This window comes from Arthrobacter sp. GAS37, from assembly GCF_044908325.1.
Classification (GTDB): Bacteria; Actinomycetota; Actinomycetes; order Actinomycetales; family Micrococcaceae; genus Arthrobacter; species Arthrobacter ramosus.
Map to the genome: position 1 here is coordinate 1 of NZ_JBIYDB010000048.1, position 25,868 is coordinate 25,868.

A 25,868-nucleotide genomic window follows, 5' to 3' on the forward strand; every position below is an offset into this window, starting at 1 on the left:
TATGGCGTCGAATACCACTATTTTCCCTTGTCGGAGCACCCTTTCACCGGTTTAACACACCCCCCCGGCAGACCTGCCATGAAAACCCCGGGCTAGGACAGCTGGGAAGAAATGCGTCGTCCTGTGATCCCCGTCTCAACAGGAATAGTTGCAGGCGCGCGGCAGTTGCCGCCAGTGGACCTGTTCCCGTTTGAAAGGCACTGCCCATGTTGTTTTCCCCTTTGACTCTCGGCGAGATTGAACTTCCCAACCGCTTGGTCATGGCGCCGCTGACCCGTGTCCGATCAGGGGCTGAGGGCATTCCCGGCCCGCTGGTTGTGGAACACTACCGGCAGCGTGCCTCCCTCGGGCTGATCGTCAGCGAGGGCACCTACCCGACGCCGGCAGGCCAGTCCTACCCCGGGCAGCCCGGACTCGTCACGGAGGAACAGATCGCGGGCTGGAAGAAAGTGACCGACGCCGTCCATGCTGAAGGCGGCCGGATGTTCGCCCAGGTTATGCACGGTGGGCGCGTCTCCCACGCGGACATCACCGGCGGGCATGAGATCGTGGCACCCAGTGCCGTGGCCATCGACGGCGAAGTCCGCACACCGAACGGCAAGAAGCCGTACCCGGTGCCCCGCGAACTGAGCACCGATGAACTTCCCTCGGTGATTCAGGAAATCGTCACGGCTTCCAGGAACGCGGTCGAGGCAGGATTCGACGGCGTAGAACTCCACTCGGCGAATGGTTACCTGCTGCACGAATTCCTGGCTCCCAACACCAACGTCCGCACTGACAGCTACGGCGGCTCCCCGGAAAACCGTGCGCGCTTCGTGATCGAGACCGTCAACGCGGTGGTTGAAGCCTTGGGTGCCAACCGGGTCGGCATCCGGATTTCCCCGGAGCACTCGGTCCAGGGGATCGCCGAGACCGACCCCGCCGATGTCCGCGCAACCTATGAAGTCCTGGTGGACACCATCGCCTCGCTCAACCTCGCCTACCTCAGCATCCTTCACCATGATCCCAAGGGTGAGCTTGTCCAGGACCTGCGCGAGCGTTTCAATGGCACGTTCCTGGTGAACACCGGCTTCGGCGTAGTGACCACACTGGATGAAGCCGTGGCACTCGTGGCCGACGGTCACGCCGACGCCGTGGTTGTTGGCCGCCCCGCCATCGCCAACCCGGACCTCGCGCGTAGGTGGCGTGAGGGCCTCCCGCTCAACGAGCCGGATCCGTCCACGTTCTACGGTGAAGGCGCCAAGGGGTACACCGACTACCCGTTCTACGCCAACTAGAACCCCCGAACCCCGACGGCGGCACCTGAGAAAGGTGCCGCCGTCGCGGTTTAACCCCCTCGCGGCCACCGTCCTGGCGATTTCCGTGCCATGGCGACGGATTTTGCTGGATCATTCGAGGTGGCAGGTTCCGGAGACCCGGAATCACGGGGAATTCTCCTCGTGTGCAGGGAATGATCCAGCAGAATCCGACGCGCCGATCGTGCGCGAGAGGCTTCAGAGATCGCACAAAGCGTGCCAAGCCGCCACGAAGGGAGCATTCCTATAGGATTTGTCTATGAAACTCGCTTCCTCACGGGACCGCGCCCCCGGCCGACCCGTCAGCCGCCAGGTTCTCGCCGACCACGTCTACGAGGAACTTCTCGCGTGGCTCATGGACGGCCGGCTCGAACCAGGAGCCGCGGTCAGCATCGACGGCACGGCGCGGGAATTGGACGTGTCCCCGACCCCCGTGCGCGAGGCGCTGGCGAGGCTGGAGCACACAGGCATGGTCCGCCGAGTTGCCCTTAAGGGTTACAGGGTGGCCCCGGTTTTCACGCGCGAAGATTTTGCGGAGCTCATGGAAGCCCGGCTAGCGATTGAGCCAGTGAATGCCCGTCTGGCGTGCAGCCGGATCACTCCGGAGGGTTTGGCGGATTTGCGAGGGGCCGTGAAGGACCTGGAGACGGCTCCCCGGGGCCCCTCTTTCATGGAATTCCGGGACTATCTCGATGCCGATGAGCGCTTCCATAAGCTGATCGCCGAGCAGTCCGGCAACCAGTTCATGCTTGCCGCCTACACCGCGCTGGGGGGCCAGGTCCAGCGGTTCCGGCTGTTCGGGGGAGTGGGCATTACCGACGCAGAACAGGCCATCGCGGAACACCAAGCCGTGCTCGAAGCGCTGGCGAGCGGCGACCCGGAACAGGCCGCAGCAGCCATGGCCGACCATGTGCACAAGGTTCGGGCCCGGGCTATTGCCGACGCGCCCGCCGACTGAGCTCCCGTCTGGCACGCGGCGCCCCGGGAGAAACAAAGTTGTCGCCCCTGGGTGGTTCCCCGCGCAGCGTCCGGGTTTAGGGTTTTAGTGAAGTAACAATCCCGAAGCGGTCCCCGGGCCGGGAAGGGGTGGTTGTCATGGCAACAAAGACCCAAATCGTCAGGGGCAAACGCCAGGCCCGCATGGAGCGCGCGATTGCCAGCCCGCACTACGAGTGGACGGTCTTGATCAACGCCACGCTGGGTGTGCTGATGGCGACCATCAATTCCTCCATCATGCTGATTGCCCTGCCTGACATTTTCCGTGGCATCCACGTCGATCCGCTGGCTCCCGGCAACACCAGCATGCTGTTGTGGCTGGTGATGGGCTACATGGTGGTCACGGCGGTGTTGGTGGTTACCTTTGGCCGGCTCGGCGATATGTACGGCAGGGTGAAAATGTACAACGCCGGCTTCGCCATCTTCACCGTGTTCTCCGTGCTGCTGTCCCTCACGTGGCTTTCCGGCACCGCGGGCGTCCTTTGGCTGATCATCATGCGGGTCCTGCAGGGCATAGGCGGGGCCATGCTGATGGCCAATTCCACAGCCATTATTACCGATGTCTTCGAGATCGACCAGCGCGGCCTGGCATTGGGCCTGAACCAGGTGGCCGGCATCGCAGGGTCCTTCCTCGGCCTCATCATCGGCGGGCTGCTGGGTCCGCTGGACTGGCGGTTGGTGTTCCTTGTTTCCGTGCCGGTGGGGCTTGCGGGCACCGTCTGGGCGTACCTGAGCCTGCATGACACCGGCATCAAGCAGCCCGCCAAACTGGACTGGTGGGGCAACGCAACCTTCGCGGTGGGTCTGGTCGCAGTGCTGGTAGGCATCACCTATGGGATCCAACCGTACGGCGGCAACACCATGGGCTGGACCAACCCATGGGTGCTCGCAGCGCTGATAGGAGGCGTCGCGGTGCTGGGGGTGTTCTGCTGGGTGGAGATGAGGATAGACGAGCCCATGTTCCATCTGGCGCTGTTCCGTATCCGTGCCTTCACCGCCGGAAACCTAGCCTCCCTGATGTCCGGCATCGGCCGGGGCGGCCTGATGTTCATTCTGATCATCTGGCTGCAAGGGATCTGGCTACCTCAGCACGGTTACAGCTTTGAAACCACGCCGCTCTGGGCCGGGATCTACATGCTGCCCCTTACTGCGGGGTTCCTGATCGCCGGCCCGGTCTCCGGCTGGCTATCCGACCGCCATGGGGCCAGATTGCTGGCCACCTTGGGCATGGTGGTGGCAGCGGCCAGCTTCCTGTGGCTGCTGGTGCTGCCTGTGAACTTCAGCTACGTCCCCTTCTCGCTGGCATTGTTGGTCAACGGCCTGGGCATGGGGTTGTTCGCCGCACCCAACCGGGCCGGCATCATGAACGCGTTGCCGCCCAACCGCCGCGGTGTGGGCGCAGGCATGAGCACCACGTTCCAAAACTCGGCCATGGTGCTCTCCATCGGTATCTTCTTTTCGCTCATGATCACCGGGCTGGCCAGGACGCTGCCGCAGACACTGACCTCGGGCCTGACGGCGCACGGGGTGGCTGCCGCGGATGCCGCGAAGGTCGCCCAATTGCCCCCGGTGTCTGTGCTGTTCTCCTCCCTACTGGGCTACAACCCCGTGCAGACACTGCTCGGACCGAAAGTGCTGAGCGCCCTCCCGGCCAAGGACGCGGCGTTCCTGACCGGCCGCTCCTTCTTCCCGAGCCTGATTTCCGGCCCGTTCGCCGAAGGGTTGGCCGTGGCTTTCGCCTTTGCCATTGCCGCGTGCCTGGTGGCCGCCTTTGCCTCGGCCCTGCGCGGCGGCAAGTCTCTTTCCTAGGCCACTCAGACTTGTGCTGGATCGCTGACCCTCTTCACAAACATATGTAAGACATATAGGATCTTCGATGACGCGGGGCAGGGGTGCGGGAAAGTCGGGGCCGGCCAGCGGAAGTCCGAATAAATATGTTGACAGTCTTGCTTAGATAGTAAATCCTATAGGAAACAGGATTCCACGAAGGAGTGAAAACTATGGCCTACACCGCCGAAACCTGGCCCATCACTGCGGCCCTGCTCCAGTTCCCCGGCACTGACGCCACGGGACAGCACATCAACGACGCCGATGCTTCCGCTTGGGCCGAGGTCCTGCAGGAAGTCAAGGACGCAGGATTTGCCAACGCAGACCTCACCGACAGCTGGGTCCGCCCGGGCGACCTCAGCAAGGAACGCCTCACCGAGTTCAAACAGACCGCAGAGCACGTTGGCATTGGCATCCCGGTCATCTCGGCCATCCGCCGCAGCATCATCCACACCCGCGACTGGGCCGAGAACCTGGCGTACAGCCACCGAACCATCGACGCCGCAGCCGAATTGGGCTGCGAGGTTGTCTCCTTCGGACTCCACCAGGCCATCACCGCCGAGCAGCAAAAGCAGCTGTGGTTCTGGACGGTGGAAGGCTACAAGGATCCGGTCGGGGACAAGGAATCCTGGGGCAACGCGGTCGCACGCTTGCGGGAACTCGGTGAGCACGCCGCGGAAGCCGGCATCCTCCTGTCCCTGGAAATGTACGAGGACACTTACCTCGGCACCGCCGATTCCTCGGTCCAGCTGGTGCAGGACATCGGGCTGGACAACGTTGGCCTCAACCCGGACCTTGGCAATCTCATCCGCCTCCACCGTCCCATCGAGGACTGGCGCGAGATGGTGGCCAAGACCCTGCCGTACTCCAACTACTGGCACATGAAGAACTACATCCGCGACGAAGACGTCGCCCGTGATAGCTACATCACCATGCCCGCGCCGATGGAGAGCGGCCTCATCAACTACCGCGAAGCCTTCAAACTCGCGCTCTCGGTGGGCTTCCAGGGCATCTTGTGCACCGAGCACTACGGCGGCGACGGGCTCAGCGTCACGGCGAGCAACCAGGAATACCTCCGGCGACAGGTCCTTCCGAAGACAGAGAACTACGTCCTCGGCGAGAGCCAGGTCGCCCAGGGCCGGCAGCAGCCCTCCGGCTCCACCCAGCCAGCATCCTCGCAACTGGCTGGCGTCTAGAACCATGACAAGGATTTTCGACAACCCCGCAGACTTCGCGGACGATGCCCTGGACGGATTCGTCGCCGCCAACCGCGGCTATGTTGCCCGGGTGGACGGCGGAGTGGTCCGGTCCACCGAAGTCCCCACCGGGCAGGTCGCCCTGGTGGTGGGCGGCGGCTCGGGACACTACCCTGCTTTCGCTGGACTGGTCGGACCCGGCCTCGCAACGGCCTCGGCGTGCGGCAACATGTTCGCCTCCCCTGCGGCGGGCCAAGTGTACCGGGTGGCCAAGGCAGCCAACGCCGGTGGCGGTGTCCTGCTCAGCTATGGCAACTACGCCGGCGACGTGCTGCACTTCGGCCAGGCACAGTTGCGGCTCAACGCCGAAGGCATCGAGACCCGCACCGTGACTGTTACCGACGACATCGCCAGCGCGCCGTTGGACCAGATCGAAAAGCGGCGGGGGATCGCGGGCGACCTCACGGTGTTCAAGATCGCCGGTGCCGCGGCCGAAGCGGGACTGGACCTCGACGCCGTCGAGCGCTTGGCCATCAAGACGAACTACCGCACACGCTCGCTGGGGGTGGCCTTCGACGGTTGCACCCTTCCGGGCGCCGCGGATCCGCTGTTCCACGTTCCAGTGGGCCAGATGTCCCTCGGCCTGGGCATCCACGGGGAGCCGGGCATTTCCGAGCACACCATGCCCACCGCTTCCGAGCTCGCCGAACTGCTCGTCTCCAAGCTCCTCGATGACAAACCGGACGACGCCGGAAACCGAGTGGTGGCCATCGTCAACGGCCTCGGCACCGTCAAATACGACGAACTCTTCCTGCTCTTCGGCAAGATCGAGAAGCTCCTCAGCAAAGCAGGACTCACGGTGGTCGAGCCCGAGTGCGGCGAGCTCGTGACAAGCCTGGACATGTCCGGACTCTCGCTGACGCTGCTGTGGCTGGACGAGGAGCTCGAACAGTACTGGGCAGCACCCGCGGACACCCCGGCTTTCCGCAAGGGCAACCTCGCGCCCCGCCTGCCTCGCAACCTAGCGAGCGTCACCGCGGTGGACGAGTCCGACGTCGAGCAGCCCACCGTGGCTGCTGCCGAACTCGGGCGGCAGGCCGTGGCCGTGCTCGCCCAGGTGCGGGACGTCGTCGTCGAGCATGAAGAAGAACTCGGCAAGCTGGACGCGATTGCTGGCGACGGCGACCACGGCATCGGCATGCGGCGCGGCGTGGACGCGGCTTTCACTGCAGCCGAAACGGCAATCGGAGCCTCGGTCGGTCGGATCCTGACGGCGGCGGGGGAGGCCTGGAGCGAACGTGCTGGCGGCACCTCCGGCGCTCTGTGGGGCTCGGCGATCATTGCGGCCGGACAGGCGCTCGGCAACAAAGCGGGCTACTCGGGCGAGGACGCGGCGGCCGCCGTCACTGGCTTTGTGGACGCGATCACGGAGCTCGGCAAAGCCGAACCTGGCGACAAGACCATGGTGGACGCGCTGCTGCCGTTCCGGGACGCGTTCCTCACAGAGTTCGACGCCGGAGCCCCGGTTGACCGCGCCCTCGCGGTAGCTGCTGCGGCGGCCGAGTCCGCGGCAGCTGAGACCGCGCGTTTGCGTCCGCTCAAGGGCCGGGCCCGTCCGCTCGCAGAGAAGAGCTTGGGCCACCCTGATCCTGGCGCCGTCTCCTTCGGGCTGATCACGGCGAGGATCTCACAACATATCGATGCGCAGCTGGCGCCCCCGGCAGGAAACGGAGTTCAATCATGACCACATCAGCGGGCTGGCGCATTGTCGTCGGCAATGACGAAGCGGGCGTCGAATACAAGCAGGCACTCATGGCGCTGCTTGAGGCCGATCCCCGGGTGGCGTCGGTGCAGGACGTGGGCGTCGGCGCCAACGACTCCACCGCCTACCCGCACGTTGCCGTGGACGCGGCGCGCAAAGTTGCCGAGGGCGAAGCAGACCGTGCCCTCTTGATCTGCGGCACGGGCCTGGGCGTGGCCATCGCGGCCAACAAGGTCCCCGGAATCCGGGCCGTCACCGCGCACGACAGCTACTCCGTGGAGCGCTCGGTCCTGAGCAACAACGCCCAGGTCCTGACCATGGGACAGCGGGTGATTGGCTTGGAACTGGCCAAGAAACTGGTGGACGAATGGCTGGGCCACCACTTCGACGAAACATCACCTTCCGCCGCCAAGGTGGACGCCATTTGCTCCTACGAGCCCGATTACACAAAGGCAGTGTGACATGACTGAAACCCGGAAAACCCCCGCGGGCACGACGGCCGCCCGGAAGATCGCCGTCGTCGGCTCCGGTTACATGGGCGGCGGGATCGCGCAGGTTCTGGCCCTCGGCGGGGCACGCGTGGCGTTGGCGGATGTGTCCGCCGAAATCGCGCAGAAGAACTACGACCGCCTGCTGGTGGAGTCGGACGAATTCGTGGCCGCGGGCCTCTTTCCCGAAGGTTCCACGGCAATCCTGAAGGCCAATCTGTGGGCCGCCAAGGACATCGAAGAGGCCGTCGCGGACGCCGACTTCATCGAAGAAGCCGTCCCAGAGGTCCTCGACATCAAGCACCAGACCCTGGCCCGGATCAGTGCCGCTGCCCGTCCGGACGCGCTGATCGGCTCCAACACCTCCACGATTTCCATTGCAGATCTCGCCAAGGCCGTCGCAGCTCCGGAGCGATTCCTGGGCGTCCACTTCTCCAACCCGTCGCCGTTCATTCCCGGCGTCGAGATCATTCCCCACGCCGGCACCACGCCGGAGACTGTGGCTGCTTCCCGCGAACTGGTCCACGCGGCCGGCAAGCAAACCGCCGTTGTCAAGGACGTCACCGGTTTCGTGCTCAACCGGCTGCAGTACGCGCTTTTCCACGAGGCTGCCCAGCTGGTGGAGCAGGGGATCGCAACAGCCGACGACGTCGACACCCTGGTCCGCACGACGTTCGGCTTCCGCTTGCCGTTCTTTGGTCCATTCGCGATCGCGGACATGGCCGGACTGGACGTCTACGACTTCTGCTATAAGTCCCTGCAGACCGGATTCCCGGAACGCTTCGCCACGCCGAAAATCCTGAGCGACCTCGTGGAGGCGGGGAAGCTCGGGACCAAGTCCGGGGCAGGCTTCCTCAACGTCCCTGCGGAACGCACGCCCGAACTCATCGCTTACCGGAACAAGGCCTACGTGGCCATGCAGAAGCTCCTCGACGAGCTCGGCCCGGCACCCATCAACTAGTCCCGACATTCACAGGAGAATACCCATGAACACCTTCCCCGCAGAACGCACCGCGATCGTCACCGGCGCCGTCTCCGAGCGCGGCATCGGCCGGGCCACCGTCAACTACTTGGCCGCGCAGGGCTGGAACATCGGCATCATCGACCTCGACGACGCCCTCTGCAAGAGCACCGCCAAGGAAATCGCCGCCGAATATGGCGTGCAGGCCTATGGCGTGGGCGCCAACGTGGCCGATGAAGCATCCGTGCGCTTGGCGATCGACACGCTCGAGGCCGAGTTGCCGCAGATCGTAGCCCTGGCCAACGTTGCCGGCGTCAGCTCACCGATTCCGTACCTGGAACTCGAGCCGGCCGAGTGGAACCGTGTCCTGAGCATCAACCTCAACGGCGTCCACTACGCCACCCGCCGCGTGGCCGAGTCAATGGTCAAGAACCGCATCGGACGCATCGTGAACATCTCCTCGGTTTCCGCGCAGCGCGGCGGCGGGACGTTCTCGAAGACCCCGTACTCGGTGGCCAAGGCCGGCGTCATCGGGCTGACCCGCGCCACCGCCCGCGAACTGGGCGAGTACGACATCACCGTCAACGCCATTTCTCCCGGCCCGATCGACACCGACATCATGGGCGGCACCCTCAGCGAGGAACGCAAGGACGAACTCACCAAGGACCTCGTGGTGAACCGCGTGGGCTCCACCCGGGATATCGCCGCCGCCATCGCCTTCCTCATCAGCGAAGACTCCGGCTACATCTCGGGCCAGACGCTGAATGTCGACGGCGGCCTGTACATGCACTAATCCGGAATGCCTGAAACCTGACTACCCAACACTGATTACTCAACTGTCATTACTCAACGAGGAGTTTCGATGTCCCTTGCCACTTCATCCACGAAGGAGATGCTGGATTCGCCGGTCCTGAAATCGGCGATCCGCAAGGCTGCCACCCGGCTCATGCCGATGCTGGTCATCCTCTATGTGGTCTCCTTCCTCGACCGCACCAATGTCGGTTTCGCCGAAGCTGCGCTCGGCGCTGACAAAGGCGTCTCGGCCGGGGCGTTCGCGCTCGGTGCCGGTATTTTCTTCATCGGTTACGCGATCTTTGAAATCCCCAGCAACCTGCTGCTCAAGAAGGTCGGCGCGAAGATCTGGCTTGCCCGTATTGCCATCACCTGGGGCATCGTCTCGGCCTGCTTTGCGTTCGTGCAGGGTGAGACGTCCTTCGTGATCCTGCGGTTCCTGCTCGGCGTGACCGAGGCGGGCCTGTTCCCGGGCGTCATCATGTACCTGGCCGAGTGGTTCCCGAACAAGGTGCGCGTGCAGATGTTCGCGGTCTTCTACCTCGCCCAGCCGTTCTCCCAGATGATCGGCAACCCCCTCTCGGGCTGGCTCATCAATATCGGCGACCAGCTTCCGGGCGTCCGTGGCTGGCAGGTCATGTTCTTCACCGAGGGCATCCTGGCCGTGCTCGCCGGCATTGCGGCTTTCTTCTTCCTGATCAACGGCCCGGAGAAGGCCAAGTTCCTCAACACGGACGAGAAGTTCGCGCTCAAGGAGATCATGACTCAGGAGGACACTGTCAAGGATGAAACCGGGCCGCGGGGCGTGTTTGCGGCGATGCGCAACGGTCGCGTCTGGTACTTCACCCTCATCTACTTCTGCCTGCAGATCGCCGTTTACGGCGTCACCTTCTTCCTCCCGCAGCAGGTTTCTTCACTGACGGGCCAAAAGGTGGGCCTCGCCGTCGGCCTACTGATCGCGGTTCCGTGGTTCTTCGGTATCTTCGCCTGCTACCTGATCGGCCGGGCAGCCAACACGGTTGCCAAGCGCCGCATGTTCGGCACGGTGCTGTTCGTATCGACAGGTCTGTGCATCCTGGGTTCGGCTTGGGCCGGGACCAACCACCAGCCGGTGCTGGGGATGGTCTTCATTACCCTCGCGGTATGCAGCTTCCTCGCAGTCGGGCCGGTTGTCTGGGCCTACCCCACGGCATTCCTTGCCGGGTCCGCAGCCGCGGCCGGCATCGGCCTGATCAACTCGCTGGGCAACCTGGGCGGTTTCGTGGCTCCGATCCTGCGGACCGCGGTCAACAGCGCCACGGCAGACCCCACCGGATCGGCCGGGGTTTACGCGCTCGGAATTCTGCCCTTCCTGGCGGCCGCCATGATGTATGGCACCCGGGCATTCAGGAACAAGGCCGACGATCTCCTGGGCAAGTAGCCCGTTGTACATCGGGGTCAGCACCAAGATGTACATGGGCTACCGCCACAGCCTGTCTTGGCTGGAACAACTGCGAAGTGAAGTGGACACCCGTCCGGCCCTTGTGGCCGGGCGGGTGGTCCCGTTTGTGATCCCGTCGTTCCCCATGTTGCCCGACGCGGTCCGGATACTGGAAGGCTCCCCGTTCCTCCCGGGCGCGCAGAACTGTGGCTGGGCTGAGGGGCCGTGGACGGGTGAAGTGTCACCGTCCCTGCTGGCGGAGCTGGGTGTGCGGCTCGTGGAGATCGGACACGCGGAACGACGCCGGCACTTCGCCGAGGACGACGCCGTGGTCGCATTGAAGGTCCGGGCCGCGGTGGATGCAGGGTTGACCCCGCTGTTGTGTGTCGGCGAGGAGGCCGTTGCCGGTCCGGCGGTGTCGGCGTCGTTCGTGTTCCGGCAGATCTCTGCCGCCGTCCGGGACGACTGGGCGACGGCGGCCCGTTTGGTTATCGCGTACGAACCGGTGTGGGCCATCGGCGCGGACCAGCCAGCCGGCGCGGCTTACGTGTCCGACGTCGTCGCCCGTCTCCGGGACTTGCTCGCCGAACATGGCCTCGCCGGGCTGCCGATCATTTACGGTGGCTCGGCCAAGCCGGGGCTCCTGCCTGAACTGCGGGGCGTGTCCGGACTTTTCCTAGGCCGCTTCGCCCACGACGCAGCGAACTTCGGCGCGGTACTGGATGAAGCGCTGGGCTTGCCCAACTGATCCCCACCGCCGCCCTCGCCTCGCAAGCTCGGCCAGGGAACCCTGGCGGCGTGGGCCCTCGCAGTTGTTGTCGTTTTCAGGCCGCATAACGACAACTAATGCGAGTCAGTTGGGTTGCCACGCTGGCACAGTCCCACAAAACCGCCCAGGTGCTCCAGCCCTTCCGGTTGGGTGGGCAGGTAGTTTGTCAGCTCCGGTGAGCGCACGACGACGGCGCGCCACTGACCGCGCGACACCGCCACATTGATCCGGTTGTGCGAGAGCAGGAACTCCATGCCGCGCGGTACCTCGGCGGCAGCGGACGCAGCCATGGACACGATCACCACGGGAGCTTCCTGGCCCTGGAACTTGTCCACGGTCCCGACCCGCACGCCGCGAAGTCCAGCCGCTCTCAGTTCGTGTTGGATGAGCTGCACCTGGGCGTTATAGGCAGCCACTACGAGGATGTCCTTTTCAAGCAGCGGCCGCTCCTCGGGTGATTCGTGGGGGTCCAGCCAAGCCAGGCCAAGGTGTACCTTGACTTGGTGGACTACCTCCGCAGCTTCTTCGGGAGACTGGGTGGAATTTCCGCTGTGCGGGACGTAAACGCACTCGACGCCGGCCCGAACCCCGGAGAGCCTCCGCCCGGAGGCAGCCGGTGCCGAATGCAGCCGACCATCGTAAGACAGTTCAGACACCGCGGCGCACAAATCCGGGTGCATGCGCCACGACGTCGCCAGGAAGTAGCCGAGCTCCGCGGGCAGGGTGTGCAGGCCGTGGGCCAGCCAGCCGAGTGCAGACTCATCGACCGGTTCGGGGTGCTTGCCCTGGGTGACTTGGGGAAGTTGCTGGGGGTCGCCGAGGAGCAGGAGTCGCTTTGTTGCCCGGCTCACGGCGAGGGTGTTGGCGAGGGAGAACTGACCGGCTTCGTCGATCACCAGCAAGTCCAGGGATCCCGCAGAAACGGTCCGGCCCGTCATGGACCACGCCGTGCCGCCGATCAAGCAGCCTCCGGGGGATCCAAGCAGTCGCTCGATGTCGTCCTTGGCCTGCTTGTCCCATGGGACGGGGTCGTCATGCTTCATTTCCTTAGCGATGAGCGCCGGGTCCACCCCGGCCTTCACCGCGGCGTGGAGCATGTTTTCGACTACCGCATGTGACTGTGCAACAACCCCTACCTTCCAGCCTGCACGCACCAGCCGCGCGACGACGTGCGAGCCAACGTACGTCTTGCCCGTTCCGGGAGGCCCCTGCACGGCTAGGTATGACTGGTCCAGATCCGATACAGCGGCGGTGATGGCGTCCACGTATGCATCGTCACCGGACCCGACGGCGGGCAGTTCCGGAAGCGTGGCCAGCCTCGGGGGGATCCGGCGCAACAAGTCCAAGGCCGGATCTTTCGGCCATGACGGCAGGCGGGAACGAAGCTTGATGGCCAGTTCGCTCAGGGACTTGCGCTGCCCGTCCGTGTTGACTGGAGCGTCGGGCGTCAGGGCCATGGGAAGCTGCGAGTATTCGTCGGCACCCTTGGGCAGTCGCTCTGAAATCGTCACGACATCCGAGGCGCCGTCGTCGGGCCCCGAAAGCGTGCCGCCGTCATCAAGGTCGTCGGGATCGCCGACCTCGATCACCTCCGTGCCGGACATTCCCGATCTGCCGAGAGTGCTTTCGTTCTTGCCGAGGAAGGCATCGGGGAGTGGCGGTTCGTACATCCGGAAGTACTTCTTACCGGGCGCGAAACCGGAGCCGTCGGCGGCGTGTCCGATCAGCCGTACCTTCCGTGCCGGGTTGCTGCGGGGAGTTGGCTTGGCCCAGTCCTCCAGCACTTCGCCGCCTTCCACGATGAAGCAGTCCCTCGTGTCTTCCCATTCGGAGACTGGCCGGTCCAGGCGGTCGAAGTGTCCCCACCAGAATTGCTTGTCCTCACGCCGGTGAAAGCCGACCGCGGCCGCCACCATGGCCACCGCCCGGTTGTCGTCGGAGCGGAGGGAATCGTCCGGCAAGTCCGCAAGGTAGTCGAGGAGGGCTGTTTCCTCGGGCGCGGCCTCGTACTTGTCAGGCTCGGTCTCCGCGGGTAGCCCGGGTCCCGAAGCAACCGGAAATCCGGGTTCAATGGAGCGTTCCGCGGCCAGGCCCAGCAGCCAATTCCGCAGTTCGAGAGTGGAGAGGCAGTCGTATTCGTTGTAGTCGGAAATACCCGCCAGGATCGTTGCCGCTTCATCCTCGCGGTTCGCGTCCCGGGCCGTGCAGTAGTTGGCGTAGGCAACCACGGAGGCTCCGGCGTCGGTCACGTCGCCCGAACGCAAATGCTTGCCCATATACAGGGGCTCGAGTTTCTTGATGCTGTAAGAGTCTTCAGAGATGCGGATGCTGTGCCGCACGGTGTCGTAGAGGTCCACCAGTACGCCTTCGCGGAGGAGGTTATCCACGGCGGCTTCGCCCACAGTGTGGATGACCGACAGGTTCCGCAGCGCGGTTTTCTCGTAGGCAGCGTAGTGGTAGATCCGCATATCCGGATACTTCATGCGGCGTTCTTCCACGTATTCGAGGAACTCGATGAACGCCTGCCGTTCCTCAGCCCGGGAATGTGCCCAGAACGGCTTGAACACTGGAGATTCGCCCGGCTCGGTCGGATTTTCGATAACCCCGAACAAGTACTCCAGTCCCCAGCGGCCGGTTACCGGGTCTTGCCACAGGGGGTCTCCCTCGAAGTCGAAGAAGATGTCTCCAGCGTCGGGCAGGGGGAGCCGGGCCAGGGAGTTCGACTCCAGGACGGAATAGCTGATGCTCTTCGCGGTGCCCGTCTTGTCCGTGTAATTGACAGTGTCATCGGGTGTGGCCGTTCCGGTTTGCAGTCGGGCTTGTTCCTGCAGCCGACGTGTGGCGGAATCCGCGGCGTCGGGCATCTCGGCAAGGGCGTCGATGGTGAAGATACCGTTTTCCATGAGCTTCTTGCGCCGGGTGATTCTCATCCCTGCCACCATCAGCAGATCCCGGTGGAGGCGCACTTGTTCTTTGCAGTAGTCGCAGCGACCGCACGCGGTGACTCCGGGCGCGCCCCATTGGATAGCCTCCAAGCGCGATCGGTGCGCGTCCGTCAGCGCGAGGAATCGGTCCCGGCGTTCACGGAACACCGGCAGGACATCGGCGAGTCGGTGGTCGCTGTGCACGTAGTCGAAGCCGCCACGGCCGTCCGATCCAGCAAGGTCCCGCTGGATGGTAGCCCCGAGGACAAGGGTCAGATCCGGGGCCGGAGTGATTCCCGCCTTGAGTAGTTGGTCGCCGTAGGCAGCCAGTTGCAACAGCGCAGTGACCTTGGCGTGGCGGGCGAGCTTGGTGTCGTAGACCGCGTAGCTGCCGTCCGGCTGTTTGACGAGGAAATCGGACCGTCCGTGAAACTGACCGTCGAAGAATGCCGCCTGGAAGACCACATCCGCGCCGGATCGCAACGCCTCGATGGATTCCGCATGCTTGGCTTGCAGGGTGGCGCGGTCCATCGCTTTGGCGGGAACGACGTCGTACACGCCCGTGCGCGCCAGCGGATCCCAGGCGCCGAACTCGGCCACGAAACGGTCCAGCACCCTGTGCTCGTGAACGTCGCCCAGCGCGGCGGTCCGTTCCAGCATTTCGTCGACGTCGAAGGCCGGCTTCTGCGAGCGGCCCAGCTTCTCGTCCAACTTGCGCAGCAACTGGTACTCGCACGTGGAGGCCGTCACGAGGTCGCTGGCGGAAAACACCAAATCCTGCTCGTGCCCTGCAACTTCTGAATCGAGAAAAAACACCGTGCCCCCAGACCGTTGAGCTGATGAAGCCAAGCTATCAGGGCGGTCCGACAGTGAGGCAGCCTGGCGGTGGGGCTCAGCCGCCGAAACGGAGAGTGATCACCAGGCCGATCAGCGCGACCACGCCGGCCAGGAGCATCGCTGCCCTTGGATTGCCGAAGTTGAGGGTCCATCCCAGACCGAAGCGGCGCGGAACCATCAGCGCGTGGTCTTCGCGGTTGACGTAGAACAAGCCGCTCCGCCAGTATTTGTCGTCCTCCCGGTGAGTCAGTCCGGTGTCCTCCTCGCCCTCGTCCCGTGCGCGGTTGTTCCTGGCGAAGACAACGACTGCTACCGCGACGGCGGCCAGGATCGGGAGCGCGACCACGAGCGGCGCCCACGGCGTGACCGTTCCCGTCCACATCAACAACGATGATCCCAGCATCGCCAGGTCGATCATCGCGAGCAATCCGAGGAGTGCTTTGGCACCCAGCAACATATACCGGCGGTGCCAGTACGCGGAGCCTGCCGGGTGCGCCGGGTCGATGTCGGGCCGGCTGCGGAAGAGGATCGCCGCCGCGATACCCACGAGCAGTGCGGTCACGCCGATTTGCACGAATACCAGCGAAAAGGCCGTGCCGATCGATTTGGCGGCCAATCGGTTGGGCATGCCTTTCGCACCGTAGTGCACCGCGAGCACATCGGGCATGGACGGGTAGCTGATCACGCCGATCACCACAGTGGCGATAGTGATGATCAACGCCGGCGCCAGCCAGAGCCAGGGAAAACGCGGTGGATCGGTCCGCAATTCGGTGTCCACCGCGATGACTTGGTGCACGCCCTCATACCAACCTCCGGCGGCCTTGGCGGCCCGGATCTCGTGGTTGGCAAGGAAGAAGCAGCCGTACCAGAAGCCGACGAGCACCAGCACCGAGAGCGGCAGTAGCAACGTTTCGCCTGTCATTCCGTAAATGGCAAGGCAGACCCCGATGGCGACGATCCCGCTCAGGAGAACCCTCCAACGATAGATGCGGGTCTGCCTGACAACGGTCGGGTCGTCGGCACGCTGGGCCGGTACGCGGACCCCGAAGGGAACCGTCGGGCTGTTGATCGCGGGCAGGACCAGCGCGATGGCGAGCACCAGTGCCGCCAACGCGGAGCTCAGGACAATGGCAACGGTCATGGTGTTTCCTCTGGCTGCGTGGTTCCAAACGAATCGAGTATCGACCGGCAGGACTTGAGAACTTCGTCGGCCGATAGTCCCCTCGCGACGGCTTCGGCAAGTAGGGTCCGCGCCCTCCCGGCCCATTCCGCGCCGAGCGGCGGGTCCGCGACCATCGGGGTCACCACCGCGCCGGTCTTTCGGTTGAGCTGGATCAGGCCTTGCTGGCGCAACAGGTCATAGGCTTTGTTCACGGTGTGGAAATTGATCCCGAAGTCCGCGGCGAGCGTCCTGGTGGCCGGCAACGTGCTGCCCTCGGCCAGCACGCCGTCGGCGATCGCCTCCACGATCTGGTCCCGCAGCTGCTGGTAGATCGGCACGTCGCTGGCCAGGTCTATGTTGAGGATCATCTCTCACACCTCCGTCTTTATTATATAAGTTATAGAACAAGTAGCGGAAGATCCCCACTACCCGGAAAGCAGGCTCCGAATGACCACCTCTGACGCCCCAACCGCCCAAGATCCGGCCTTCGAAGCGGCATACCAGGCAGCCCAAAAGGGCCTTCGCGAGGGCGGCATTCCCATCGGCGCAGCGCTCGCGCGTGGTGGCGTGGTTATCGCGAGCGGGCACAACGAACGCGTCCAAAACGGCGATCCCATCGCGCACGGGGAAATGTCGGCTCTCCGCGCAGCCGGCCGGCAGAAGAGCTACCGGGACACGACCCTCTATACGACCCTCGCGCCGTGTGCCATGTGCACGGGCACCATCATCCAGTTCAAAATCCCGCGTGTGGTGGTGGGGGAGGCCCGCACCTTCGGCGGCGAATTCGAGCTGCTGCGGTCCAGGGGCGTGGAGGTGGTGGTCCTCGATGACCAGCGGTGCGTGGACATGATGCGCACCTTCCAGGAAGAGAATCCGGAACTGTGGGCCGAGGACATCGCCGAGTAAATCCGGCGGGAGCAAACAGCATCTGGCCAGAGCCAAAGCCCAAGCGTAGGCTGACAGCATCGGCGTCGGTGCCGGGGGTCCGCGTCGATACCCAATCGATCAAGGAGGACTCATGAGTGTTGTGCGCGAATTCATGTCCACCAATGCCCAGTGCGTCAAGGAAGAGCAGTCGCTGCGTGACGCGGCTGTCCTGATGCGCGATCTGGACGTCGGTTCGCTGCCGATCTGCGGCAACGATGGAAAACTCAAAGGATTCATCACTGACCGCGACATTGTGGTCAAGTGCGTTGCTGAGGGACTGGATGCTGACCGGCTGACCGCGGCAGATCTCGCCCAGGGCACGCCGATCTGGATCGATGCAGATGCCAGCGTCGATGCCGCCATCGACCTGATGGAAAAGCACCAGATCCGGCGCCTTCCGGTCATCACCGACCACAAGTTGGTGGGCATCATCAGCCAGGGCGACATCGCCCGCAACTACACCGAGGAGCGCGTAGGTGAATTGGTGGAGCACATCTCCGCCAGGACCCCCATGGCGCAACTGGGCTAACCGCAACTTTCGCACCCATCAAGCGTCACGGCCCGCCGGCCGTGGCGCTTCCATATGTGGGTATTCCGCGCGGTCTTTAGCCACGGCGAACCCGTAAGGCAAAATGTCATGGTGACTCATCTTCCAAAGCACCAGTCAGCACAGCACCAGTCAGCAGACGCCGCCATCCATGCACTGATCGCCGAAGAGCTCGGTGTGAAGTCCTGGCAGGTCAAGGCCGCGGTTGACTTGCTCGACGCCGGATCCACCGTCCCGTTTATCGCCCGGTACCGCAAGGAAGTCACCGGGACGCTCGATGACACCCAGCTGCGCGAGCTCGAGGAACGGCTCCGGTACCTGCGCGACCTGGAGGACCGCCGTCGAACGGTCCTTGAGGCGATTGCCGCGCAAGGCAAGCTGACTCCGGAACTGGAGGCCGCCGTCGTCGGGGCCGATACCAAGTCCCGGCTGGAAGACATCTACCTGCCCTTCAAATCAAAGCGCCGCACCAAAGCGCAGATCGCCCGCGAGGCCGGCCTCGAGCCGCTCGCCGATGCGCTTCTCGCGAACCCGCAGCTCGAACCCGAGGGTGAGGCCGCCAAGTACCTGAACGCCGAGCACTCCATCGACGACGCCTCCGCGGCGCTCGCCGGCGCCCGCTCGATCCTCGTGGAGCGGGTATCCCAGGACCCCGATCTCGCCGAAACGCTGCGCGAGCGGTTGTGGACGCAGGGGCGGATGGTTTCGCGCGTGAAGAAGGGCCAGGAAACCGAGGGGCAGAAGTTCAAGGACTACTTCGAGTTCTCCCAGGTGCCTTCCGGCATGCCCGGCCACCGCGTGCTCGCGCTCTTGCGCGGCGAGAACGACGGCGTCCTGGAGCTTGATCTCGCCGAGGCAGAACCAGCCGACGACGACGCCCTGGCCGCCGCGCGCGGCCGGTACGAGAACGCCGTGGCCAAGTGCCTCGGGGTCGCCGAGCGTGGCCGGCCCGCCGATTCGTGGCTTGTGCAGACCGCACAGATCGCCTGGCGCTCGCGCATCCTGGACCGGCTCAGCAATGATCTGCGCGGTCGCATGTTCGCGCAGGCCGAGGATGAAGCCGTCCGGGTGTTCGCCGCAAACCTCCGCGACGTGCTCCTCGCCGCCCCGGCCGGAAACCGTGCCACACTGGGCCTGGACCCGGGACTGCGGACGGGCGTAAAGGTGGCCGTGGTCGATGGCACGGGCAAGGTCGTAGCCACGGATACCGTCTACCCCCACGCCCCGGCAAAGAAGTGGGACGAGGCCTTGGTGACGCTGGAGCGCTTGGCGCGGCAGCACGGCGTCGAGCTCGTGGCGATCGGCAACGGCACGGCGTCGCGCGAAACGGACAAGCTCGCCGTACAGCTCATCAAGTCGATGGCAGCATCCGGCGGGCCGACGCTGCAGAAACTCGTGGTCTCCGAGGCCGGTGCTTCTGTGTACTCGGCGTCTGCGCTCGCGGCTGCGGAACTGCCCGGCATGGACGTCTCCTTGCGCGGGGCCGTTTCGATCGCCCGACGCTTGCAGGATCCGCTCGCTGAATTGGTGAAGATCGAACCGAAGTCGATCGGCGTGGGGCAGTACCAGCACGATGTCACGGCTGCCAAGCTCGACCGTTCGCTGGACGCCGTCGTCGAGGACTGCGTGAACGCGGTGGGCGTGGACGTGAACACGGCGTCGCCCGCGCTGCTGGCCCGGGTGGCCGGCGTCGGGCCGCTCCTGAGCGAAAACATTGTGGCGTACCGCAACGAGAACGGCCCGTTCGCCAAGCGGGCTGACCTCAAGAAGGTGCCGCGGCTGGGTGCCAAGGCGTTTGAGCAGTGCGCGGGCTTCCTGCGGATCACCGGGGGAGCCGAACCGCTCGACGCGTCCAGTGTCCACCCGGAAGCGTATTCGGTGGCTCGGAAGATCGTGGCTGCTGCCCGTGGAGCTGCCGTGTCTACGCTGGATCCGCAAGCGTTCGTGGATGGGTCGTTTGGCCTGCCCACCGTGCGCGACATCATGTCCGAGCTCGAAAAGCCGGGCCGCGACCCCCGGCCCGCATTCGCCGCAGCGACGTTCTCCGAGGGCATCGAGAAGATCTCCGACCTCAAGCCCGGCATGATCCTGGAAGGCACTGTCACCAATGTGGCGGCGTTCGGGGCTTTCGTTGATGTCGGGGTGCACCAGGATGGCCTGGTCCACGTGTCCGCACTGGCCAACAAGTTCGTGTCCGATCCCCGCGAGATCGTGAAATCCGGACAGCTCGTGCGGGTGAAGGTCCTCGAGGCGGATCCGGAGCGGAAGCGGATTTCGCTCACCTTGAGGCTCGACGACGAACCCGGCACCGCGGGCGGGTCCGGTTCGCGAGGCGGCGGGCGTGAGCGAGGCCCGCGTGTTGGTGAGCGTGAGCGCGGCGAGCGCAACGGGGGCGAGCGAGGCGAACGGCGTCCGGCGCCGCAGGCTGGACAGGGCGCTCGCAAGGCGGTTCCCGCGAAGGCGGCTCCCCAGGCGCCGGTCAACACGGCCATGGCGGAAGCCCTCCGGAGGGCCGGGCTGGGGAAGTAATCGCGCCACTTTTTAGGCATTACGTGGGTGCAGGCCGACAGCTGAGTTCTGGAACGCAGCGAAGGGCCTGCACCCACGATTTCGAGCAAAGCGCTTTGAATAGCGCCATGTAGGAGATCAGCAGCGTTAGCTTGTGCCAGGGGGAGCATGGTTCGAATGCACACGCCGAGGAAGAGTATTCAGGCTTCGCCAAGGAAATCGGAGCCGTTTTGGCGGCCGAAGGGATCGAAACCGAAGCGGAGTTAAGCGCAGTGGCGGAGCTCGGCATGACTGCGGGGCAGGGCTACCTGTTGGGCCGGCCGTCCGTGCGGCCAGAGGAATGGGCACTCTGGGATGAGGCGTTCCAGCACCGGAGAAGACCGAAGACATCGACGAATCCCGGTCCCAACGGCACTCCGGTCCCTTAAAACAGGAACCAGAATGCCGCCGTCTTCACCAAAGGGCCTAACCGCCATCTTCGATGAAACTACTCATTCGCCCCAAGCGAGAACACTCATTTTGCCGCCAAACAACACTCAATTCGGCGCTATCAGCACCTAGTCGCAACTTTCCTCTAACAAATGCAACTTACGATTGTCACTCACTCGCTACAACTCAAAGGGGAGAGAAATGGGCATTGGGAAGAAAATACGAAGCGTGCGCCGCCTACGTGTCCTTTTCTCGGCAGGAGGGGTGATCATTTCTTGTGGATAAGGTGAAAACCACGCCTTGGTTGGCCATCATCACCACTCAGTTGGTTGCAGCGCTTGGGCTGCTGGCGTTGCTCGTTCGATTCGACGCCCGCTGGTATGACTACATTTGGGTCGTCGCCTTGGTGGCCTACGAGATCTTGGTTATTCGGGCGCTCGTCCGTCGGCAGAACAAGTAGCCGGAAACGGTTAAACGACGGCGGCACCCGGGTTCCTTTCCTCAGGAACCGGAGCGCCGCCGTCGTTCGCGTCTAGCTCGATCCGCTACGGTGCCGGGATCGGGAAGAAAGCCCGCGGATCCTGCAACAAGGCCGGGTAGTCGAAGTCCGTGCGGTCGACGATCTTGGTGACCTCGAAGTTGCGACCGAAACGGCCGTCTTCCAGGGTGATCGGCCGGCCGAGGATCTTGCCCAGGGCAAACTTGGCGCCGCCCTCGACGGGGACGAGGACAGGAGTGTTGCCGGGGAGCGTGCGGAAGGCTTCATCCTGGCGCTGGCGGTTGCGCGTGGGCTTCTTCACCAGCTGCTTCGGGGCCTTGCGGGCAGTCTTGCCCGGGCGGCGGGATTTCTCTGACTCATAGACGAACTGGTAACCGTCGCTGTTGGCGGCCTTGGCCTTACCTGCTGCCGGCATCCCCACCTTGTCGATCTTTTCGGGTTCGACGTCGCCCACCGGCGCGCGAAGCACCCAGATGAAGTCGTCGTAGGGGTCTTCAGGAATGAACTCGTGGCTTGGCTCAGGCCAGAGGTACTCCAAGTCATTCGGAGTGTCAGGGAAGAGCTCGGCGTAGAAGCGCGGCTCCTTCTGGAGCAGCTTGGAGCGGTGGCTTAGGTGGAAATCGGCGTCGCCCAGCCATGGCGGCATCGGAATCCTGGAAACATAGTCCGGGTGGGCTGCCTGGGGTGCGAACTCGGTGATGCTGGCGCGGGTGTTGTCCGGGTTGCCGCGGGCGACCCATTCATCCACCATGGCCAGGCCGTAGAGAGTAAGGGCGGGGACGTAGCCCATCCACATGCGGATAGCGGGGTGGGAGGGCCGGCCGAACTCGGGGATCACCAGTGCGCGAAGGATCTGCAGTGCTTCGACACGCTGCTTGCCAAGCCTTGCGGTGTCCAAGACGGCAGCACTTTGCTTGAAATCGGGGAACGGGAGGAAGGTCTGCATCCTTTCAGTTTGGCGGTCGAAGGGCGCAGATCCAAGTTGGGGATGTGTGGTCTTCCCCTCGCTCGTGTTATCGGGGGCCTGATGACGGCCGTTGGGCGTCCGGCCCGTTGAGTATTCGTCCTACTCTTGTCGGGTGGAAACTTTTGGCGAATCGACGACGACGGCGGCACCTCCGGTTGCCGAACTGCACCTACACATCGAGGGGACGCTTCAGCCCGAGCTGATTTTCGCGCTCGCGGAACGGAACGGGATTGAGCTTCCGTACGCGGATTTGGACGAGCTGCGCGCACGGTACGAGTTCACGGATCTGCAGTCATTCCTGGATCTGTACTACGCCAACATGGCCGTGTTGCGCACCGAGCAGGATTTTGCGGACATGACCAGGGCTTATTTGGCCCGCGCCGCGGACGGCGGCGTGCGGCACGTCGAGGTCATGATGGATCCGCAGGCACACATTTCACGCGGGGTGGCACTGGAGACGTGCGTGAACGGCGTTGCATCTGCACTCGCGACGTCGGAGGGCGAGTTCGGCGTCTCGACCCTCCTTATTGCCGCGTTCCTGAGGGACATGTCCGAGGAATCTGCGCTGGAGGTTTTGGACCAGCTTCTCGCGATGAAGGCGCCGATTGCGGGCATCGGCCTGGACTCGGCCGAGGTGGGCAATCCGCCGTCGAAGTTCGAACGGCTGTACCGCCGCGCGGCGGAGTCCGGACTGCGACGGATCGCCCACGCCGGCGAGGAAGGCCCCGCTTCGTACGTATACGAGGCTCTCGACCTGCTTGGCGCGGAGAGGATCGACCACGGCATCCGGTGCATGGAAGATCCGGCCCTCGTGGAGCGGTTGGTGGCCGAGCAGGTTCCGCTGACAGTGTGCCCCTTGTCCAATGTCCGGCTGCGCGCCGTGGATACCCTGGCCGATCACCCTTTGCCTGCGATGTTGGCAGCCGGTCTGAATGTCAGTGTGAACTCGGATGATCCTGCGTACTTCGGCGGTTACGTGGACGACAACTTCGAGCAGCTTGTCGCCGTGCACGGGTTGTCTGTTGGCGACCGGGCACGCCTGGCTGCGAACTCGGTGCGTTCATCGTTCGCGGACGAGGCACGGAAGGCTGAACTGTTGGCCGAGGTTTCGGAGTGGGAGAACGCTTCAGGGGAGTAGGGACAAGACAGTACCCCAACCGCGAGCTACCGACCGGTATCCGAGACCCATCCATCACTTGTCGCCGTTTGGCCGTAATAGTGGGACACGACACACGGTGTTTACCAAGAATAGTCGCCAGAATTTACAGAACATTGGCAGACTGCTGAAGGAATGTTCGCCGTTGAAGGAGACCCAGTGGCCAAGTCCACCGTCGAAAAAAGCAGTGCCCGCCTCAAGACCGTCCTGGACGTCTTGGCTGAGGGAACGTGGTCCGAGAAGTCGTTGAATGCCGGCGAGATCCTGGCAGAGGCGATTGTCCGTGTCCCGCTGGATGAGCGCGAGAGTGAGCTGCTCAGTGGAGGCATTCCACGCGGCCACAAGAGCCTGACGACTGAGACCGCCAAGCTCGTCAAGGCCGGCTGGCTGGTCAAGGGCCGTTCGGGCTGGACCATCACCGACGACGGCCTTCGTGCCACGGTCGCTTTCGCCAAGCCGGACGAGTTCGCCAGTGCCTTGGCTGAGGGTACCCCTGTCCCTGCAGATACCCCGCTTCCCACGGCCCCCGCCAAGAAGGCCGTTGCCAGGAAGCCCGCGGTCAAGAAGGCTCCCGCTGCGGAAAAGGCACCGGCCGCTAAAGCAGCCGCGGAAAAGGCTCCCGCCGCCAAGGCAGCAGCGCCCAAGAAAGCTGCAGCACCCAAAGTGACTGCCGCCGTGGAGAAGCTCGAGCAGCCGTCCGCCGTCGCGATCGCTGGTGACTTCAACACGATTCTCGGCGCGCCGGAGGACTGGGCTCCGCAGTACGACGAGGTGCAGATGAAGTTCAATTCCCGCCGTAAGGTGTGGACCATCGCGGCCACGCTGCCTGCCGGTTTCTACACCTACAAGATCGCGCTGAACCGTTCGTGGGATGAGAACTACGGTGCGTTCGGCGCTCGTGATGGCGCCAACCACGAGCTGAACCACGACGGCGGCAAGATCACCTTCACGTACGACCACGCCACGCGCGACATCGTCACGGCTTAGCCCTAATTCCCAGGTTTTCTCCAAGTTCAAATCCGGGTTTGGAGAAAACCTGGGAACAAAGCGCCCGGGCTCCGAGGTTAGGGTAGGTCAAAAGGACCTAACCGAGGAGCCAGCGATGACCGATGCCACCTTCCGCCACAACGTTGACCGCGAACGCTTTGAAGTGCTCGCTGATGGCCACGTGATCGGTAAGGCCGCGTACAAAGCGTACGACGACGGCGGGTCCCCGCAGCGGATTTTCTACCACACCGTGATCAACGAGGAGTTCGGCGGCCAAGGGCTGGCGGGCAGGCTCGCCGAAGTTGCCTTGGACGAGACTGTGAGCGAGGGACTCGGGATCGTGCCGGTGTGCCCTTTCATCAAGAAGTTCCTCACCAAGCACTCGGAATACGCGGCGAATGTGACTGCCCCGACGCTGGCGCATTTGGAGTACCTCAACGCGGCCCTCGTTCCGGCTGCCAGGGCCTAAAAGCGGCGGGTCGCGCCGCCGTCGAGCCTCACGAATACATCAATGAACCCGGAGTCGTGAGAACCTCGCCGGTCTCCAGCCAGGTCTTGAGGCCGGAGAGGATCATCGGCCAACCGCCGTAGATCTGGTCGTTGCCGCCTTCGCGCAGGTCACTGTGGGTGACGGTCAGGTGGCAGGAGTCGCCTACCGGTTCGATCTCCCAAGTGACGCGTGACGTGCCCTCGGCCTTGACGTCCTCGCCCCAGAGCGCGCGCATGGTCTGGACGAGCCGGCGCGGGGGATCGACCTCCACGTTTTCGCCTTCGCCGAGGACCATTCCGTTGGCCTTGGGATTGTGCATCTCGTAGTGCCCGCCCGGCGTCCAGTCCGCAGTGTGGGTGTTGCCGAACTGGTACTTGCTGCGGGTGTCGCTGTCCGTGATGGCTTCCCAAAGCCGCTCCGGAGTGGTCTTGATGTAGATTTCGAAGATCTTTTCCACGGGACTTTCCAATCTGGTTTTGAGGTCGCTCAACGCAGCGGCCCATGGTTCTGCATATTTGCTCACCCAACGGTCGTGGACGAGCCTGATGGGTACCGGATTCAGGTAATGGAGCTTTTCGCGACCACGACGGCGGGTCACAACCAGCCCGGCTTCCTCAAGGATCTTGAGGTGCTTCATGATCCCGAAACGGGTCATGTCGAACCGTGCTTCAAGCGCGCTGAGCGTCTGCCCGTCCTCGCGGAAGAGCTCGTCGAGCAGATCCCTGCGGGTGGGGTCGGAGAGTGCCTTGAAGACGGCGTCCATGCATTCAGAATAGGTGACCATTTGGTCACATGTCAATGGATTCGGGTGGACTTCAACTGGGCGGGTTTATGTCCGGGTGGGTCTGAAGTGGTGGTTGCGTCGGGGTGTTTGGCGGGGGTCGACGTGGGGTGGTGGTTTGAACCATGGCACGCCGGTTTCCATGGTG

23 protein-coding genes are annotated in these 25,868 nt (G+C 64.1%); 18 read left to right on the plus strand and 5 right to left on the minus strand.

The window, feature by feature from the left end:
• Positions 1–206: 206 nt before the first annotated feature.
• The 10 genes from ABH924_RS22320 (at position 207) to ABH924_RS22365 (ending at position 11,485) form a co-directional block, all read left to right on the plus strand.
• Positions 207–1,277 (plus strand): alkene reductase, encoded by a 1,071-nt coding sequence (locus ABH924_RS22320; RefSeq protein ID WP_404502364.1) that lies wholly within the window; start codon positions 207–209, stop codon positions 1,275–1,277.
• A gap of 277 nt (positions 1,278–1,554) precedes the next feature.
• On the plus strand, positions 1,555–2,253 hold the full coding sequence (locus ABH924_RS22325) for a GntR family transcriptional regulator (protein WP_404502366.1): 699 nt from the start codon (positions 1,555–1,557) through the stop codon (positions 2,251–2,253).
• Positions 2,254–2,390: 137 nt separating this feature from the next.
• A complete protein-coding gene (locus ABH924_RS22330; protein WP_404502368.1) occupies positions 2,391–4,100 on the plus strand; it encodes an MFS transporter in 1,710 nt (569 codons plus the stop codon).
• Between the two features lie 191 nt (positions 4,101–4,291).
• On the plus strand, positions 4,292–5,314 hold the full coding sequence (locus ABH924_RS22335; RefSeq protein ID WP_404502370.1) for a sugar phosphate isomerase/epimerase family protein: 1,023 nt from the start codon (positions 4,292–4,294) through the stop codon (positions 5,312–5,314).
• Between the two features lie 4 nt (positions 5,315–5,318).
• Positions 5,319–7,058, plus strand: a complete 1,740-nt coding sequence (gene dhaL / locus ABH924_RS22340; RefSeq protein WP_404502372.1) for a dihydroxyacetone kinase subunit DhaL — start codon at positions 5,319–5,321, stop codon at positions 7,056–7,058.
• Positions 7,055–7,537 carry a ribose-5-phosphate isomerase gene (locus tag ABH924_RS22345; protein ID WP_404502374.1) on the plus strand — a complete coding sequence of 161 codons (483 nt, stop codon included), beginning with the start codon at positions 7,055–7,057 and terminating at the stop codon, positions 7,535–7,537. The genes dhaL and ABH924_RS22345 overlap by 4 nt, the downstream gene beginning before the upstream one ends.
• Before the next feature lies 1 nt (position 7,538).
• Positions 7,539–8,525, plus strand: coding sequence for a 3-hydroxyacyl-CoA dehydrogenase family protein (locus ABH924_RS22350; protein WP_404502376.1), 987 nt, complete (start codon positions 7,539–7,541; stop codon positions 8,523–8,525).
• Positions 8,526–8,550: 25 nt separating this feature from the next.
• On the plus strand, positions 8,551–9,318 hold the full coding sequence (locus ABH924_RS22355; protein ID WP_404502378.1) for an SDR family NAD(P)-dependent oxidoreductase: 768 nt from the start codon (positions 8,551–8,553) through the stop codon (positions 9,316–9,318).
• 69 nt (positions 9,319–9,387) lie between these two features.
• A complete protein-coding gene (locus tag ABH924_RS22360; RefSeq protein ID WP_404502380.1) occupies positions 9,388–10,737 on the plus strand; it encodes an MFS transporter in 1,350 nt (449 codons plus the stop codon).
• Positions 10,688–11,485 (plus strand): triose-phosphate isomerase family protein, encoded by a 798-nt coding sequence (locus ABH924_RS22365; protein ID WP_404502382.1) that lies wholly within the window; start codon positions 10,688–10,690, stop codon positions 11,483–11,485. The genes ABH924_RS22360 and ABH924_RS22365 overlap by 50 nt, the downstream gene beginning before the upstream one ends.
• A gap of 95 nt (positions 11,486–11,580) precedes the next feature.
• On the opposite strand, the gene ABH924_RS22370 is transcribed toward ABH924_RS22365, so the two are convergent.
• The 3 genes from ABH924_RS22370 to ABH924_RS22380 form a co-directional block, all read right to left on the minus strand.
• On the minus strand, positions 11,581–15,246 hold the full coding sequence (locus tag ABH924_RS22370) for a TM0106 family RecB-like putative nuclease (RefSeq protein ID WP_404502384.1): 3,666 nt from the start codon (positions 15,244–15,246) through the stop codon (positions 11,581–11,583).
• A 76-nt stretch (positions 15,247–15,322) separates the two neighbouring features.
• Positions 15,323–16,408 (minus strand): DUF1648 domain-containing protein, encoded by a 1,086-nt coding sequence (locus ABH924_RS22375; RefSeq protein ID WP_404502386.1) that lies wholly within the window; start codon positions 16,406–16,408, stop codon positions 15,323–15,325.
• Entirely contained in the window at positions 16,405–16,797 is a 393-nt protein-coding gene (locus tag ABH924_RS22380) for a GntR family transcriptional regulator (RefSeq protein ID WP_404502388.1), read from the minus strand. The genes ABH924_RS22375 and ABH924_RS22380 overlap by 4 nt, the downstream gene beginning before the upstream one ends.
• A gap of 79 nt (positions 16,798–16,876) precedes the next feature.
• On the opposite strand from ABH924_RS22380, the gene ABH924_RS22385 reads away from it, so the two are divergent.
• The 5 genes from ABH924_RS22385 to ABH924_RS22405 all read left to right on the plus strand — a co-directional run bounded on the left by ABH924_RS22385 (position 16,877) and on the right by ABH924_RS22405 (position 21,300).
• A complete protein-coding gene (locus ABH924_RS22385) occupies positions 16,877–17,335 on the plus strand; it encodes a nucleoside deaminase (protein ID WP_404502390.1) in 459 nt (152 codons plus the stop codon).
• Positions 17,336–17,447: 112 nt separating this feature from the next.
• Positions 17,448–17,885: a CBS domain-containing protein gene (locus tag ABH924_RS22390; protein ID WP_234753273.1), complete on the plus strand. Its 438-nt coding sequence runs from the start codon at positions 17,448–17,450 to the stop codon at positions 17,883–17,885.
• 108 nt (positions 17,886–17,993) lie between these two features.
• Positions 17,994–20,432 (plus strand): Tex family protein, encoded by a 2,439-nt coding sequence (locus ABH924_RS22395; RefSeq protein WP_404502392.1) that lies wholly within the window; start codon positions 17,994–17,996, stop codon positions 20,430–20,432.
• A gap of 131 nt (positions 20,433–20,563) precedes the next feature.
• The gene (locus ABH924_RS22400; protein ID WP_404502394.1) at positions 20,564–20,839 is read left to right on the plus strand and encodes an EAL domain-containing protein; all 276 of its coding nucleotides are present in this window, start codon (positions 20,564–20,566) and stop codon (positions 20,837–20,839) included.
• Between the two features lie 287 nt (positions 20,840–21,126).
• A complete protein-coding gene (locus tag ABH924_RS22405) occupies positions 21,127–21,300 on the plus strand; it encodes a hypothetical protein (RefSeq protein WP_234753275.1) in 174 nt (57 codons plus the stop codon).
• A gap of 85 nt (positions 21,301–21,385) precedes the next feature.
• Here the strand turns inward: ABH924_RS22405 and ABH924_RS22410 are convergent, their stop codons facing one another.
• A complete protein-coding gene (locus tag ABH924_RS22410; protein ID WP_404502396.1) occupies positions 21,386–22,285 on the minus strand; it encodes an MSMEG_6728 family protein in 900 nt (299 codons plus the stop codon).
• 133 nt (positions 22,286–22,418) lie between these two features.
• Between ABH924_RS22410 and ABH924_RS22415 the strand changes: the two genes are divergently transcribed.
• The 3 genes from ABH924_RS22415 (at position 22,419) to ABH924_RS22425 (ending at position 24,918) form a co-directional block, all read left to right on the plus strand.
• On the plus strand, positions 22,419–23,444 hold the full coding sequence (locus tag ABH924_RS22415) for an adenosine deaminase (RefSeq protein WP_404502398.1): 1,026 nt from the start codon (positions 22,419–22,421) through the stop codon (positions 23,442–23,444).
• Between the two features lie 177 nt (positions 23,445–23,621).
• Positions 23,622–24,449 carry a glycosidase gene (locus ABH924_RS22420; RefSeq protein ID WP_404502400.1) on the plus strand — a complete coding sequence of 276 codons (828 nt, stop codon included), beginning with the start codon at positions 23,622–23,624 and terminating at the stop codon, positions 24,447–24,449.
• A 115-nt stretch (positions 24,450–24,564) separates the two neighbouring features.
• Entirely contained in the window at positions 24,565–24,918 is a 354-nt protein-coding gene (locus tag ABH924_RS22425; protein ID WP_404502402.1) for a GNAT family N-acetyltransferase, read from the plus strand.
• A gap of 28 nt (positions 24,919–24,946) precedes the next feature.
• Here ABH924_RS22425 and ABH924_RS22430 read toward each other — a convergent pair whose 3' ends face one another.
• Positions 24,947–25,702, minus strand: a complete 756-nt coding sequence (locus ABH924_RS22430; RefSeq protein ID WP_078106162.1) for a metalloregulator ArsR/SmtB family transcription factor — start codon at positions 25,700–25,702, stop codon at positions 24,947–24,949.
• Positions 25,703–25,868 lie beyond the last annotated feature (166 nt).

What these genes read in the sequence shown, in the direction of transcription:
- ABH924_RS22320 (WP_404502364.1), top strand. Translation starts at nt 207, where the DNA reads ATGTTGTTTTCCCCTTTGACTCTCGGCGAGATTGAACTTCCCAACCGC.
- ABH924_RS22325 (WP_404502366.1), top strand. Translation starts at nt 1,555, where the DNA reads ATGAAACTCGCTTCCTCACGGGACCGCGCCCCCGGCCGACCCGTCAGC.
- ABH924_RS22330 (WP_404502368.1), top strand. Translation starts at nt 2,391, where the DNA reads ATGGCAACAAAGACCCAAATCGTCAGGGGCAAACGCCAGGCCCGCATG.
- ABH924_RS22335 (WP_404502370.1), top strand. Translation starts at nt 4,292, where the DNA reads ATGGCCTACACCGCCGAAACCTGGCCCATCACTGCGGCCCTGCTCCAG.
- dhaL (WP_404502372.1), top strand. Translation starts at nt 5,319, where the DNA reads ATGACAAGGATTTTCGACAACCCCGCAGACTTCGCGGACGATGCCCTG.
- ABH924_RS22345 (WP_404502374.1), top strand. Translation starts at nt 7,055, where the DNA reads ATGACCACATCAGCGGGCTGGCGCATTGTCGTCGGCAATGACGAAGCG.
- ABH924_RS22350 (WP_404502376.1), top strand. Translation starts at nt 7,539, where the DNA reads ATGACTGAAACCCGGAAAACCCCCGCGGGCACGACGGCCGCCCGGAAG.
- ABH924_RS22355 (WP_404502378.1), top strand. Translation starts at nt 8,551, where the DNA reads ATGAACACCTTCCCCGCAGAACGCACCGCGATCGTCACCGGCGCCGTC.
- ABH924_RS22360 (WP_404502380.1), top strand. Translation starts at nt 9,388, where the DNA reads ATGTCCCTTGCCACTTCATCCACGAAGGAGATGCTGGATTCGCCGGTC.
- ABH924_RS22365 (WP_404502382.1), top strand. Translation starts at nt 10,688, where the DNA reads ATGGCACCCGGGCATTCAGGAACAAGGCCGACGATCTCCTGGGCAAGT.
- ABH924_RS22375 (WP_404502386.1), bottom strand. Translation starts at nt 16,408, where the DNA reads ATGACCGTTGCCATTGTCCTGAGCTCCGCGTTGGCGGCACTGGTGCTC.
- ABH924_RS22380 (WP_404502388.1), bottom strand. Translation starts at nt 16,797, where the DNA reads ATGATCCTCAACATAGACCTGGCCAGCGACGTGCCGATCTACCAGCAG.
- ABH924_RS22385 (WP_404502390.1), top strand. Translation starts at nt 16,877, where the DNA reads ATGACCACCTCTGACGCCCCAACCGCCCAAGATCCGGCCTTCGAAGCG.
- ABH924_RS22390 (WP_234753273.1), top strand. Translation starts at nt 17,448, where the DNA reads ATGAGTGTTGTGCGCGAATTCATGTCCACCAATGCCCAGTGCGTCAAG.
- ABH924_RS22395 (WP_404502392.1), top strand. Translation starts at nt 17,994, where the DNA reads ATGGTGACTCATCTTCCAAAGCACCAGTCAGCACAGCACCAGTCAGCA.
- ABH924_RS22410 (WP_404502396.1), bottom strand. Translation starts at nt 22,285, where the DNA reads ATGCAGACCTTCCTCCCGTTCCCCGATTTCAAGCAAAGTGCTGCCGTC.
- ABH924_RS22425 (WP_404502402.1), top strand. Translation starts at nt 24,565, where the DNA reads ATGACCGATGCCACCTTCCGCCACAACGTTGACCGCGAACGCTTTGAA.
- ABH924_RS22430 (WP_078106162.1), bottom strand. Translation starts at nt 25,702, where the DNA reads ATGGACGCCGTCTTCAAGGCACTCTCCGACCCCACCCGCAGGGATCTG.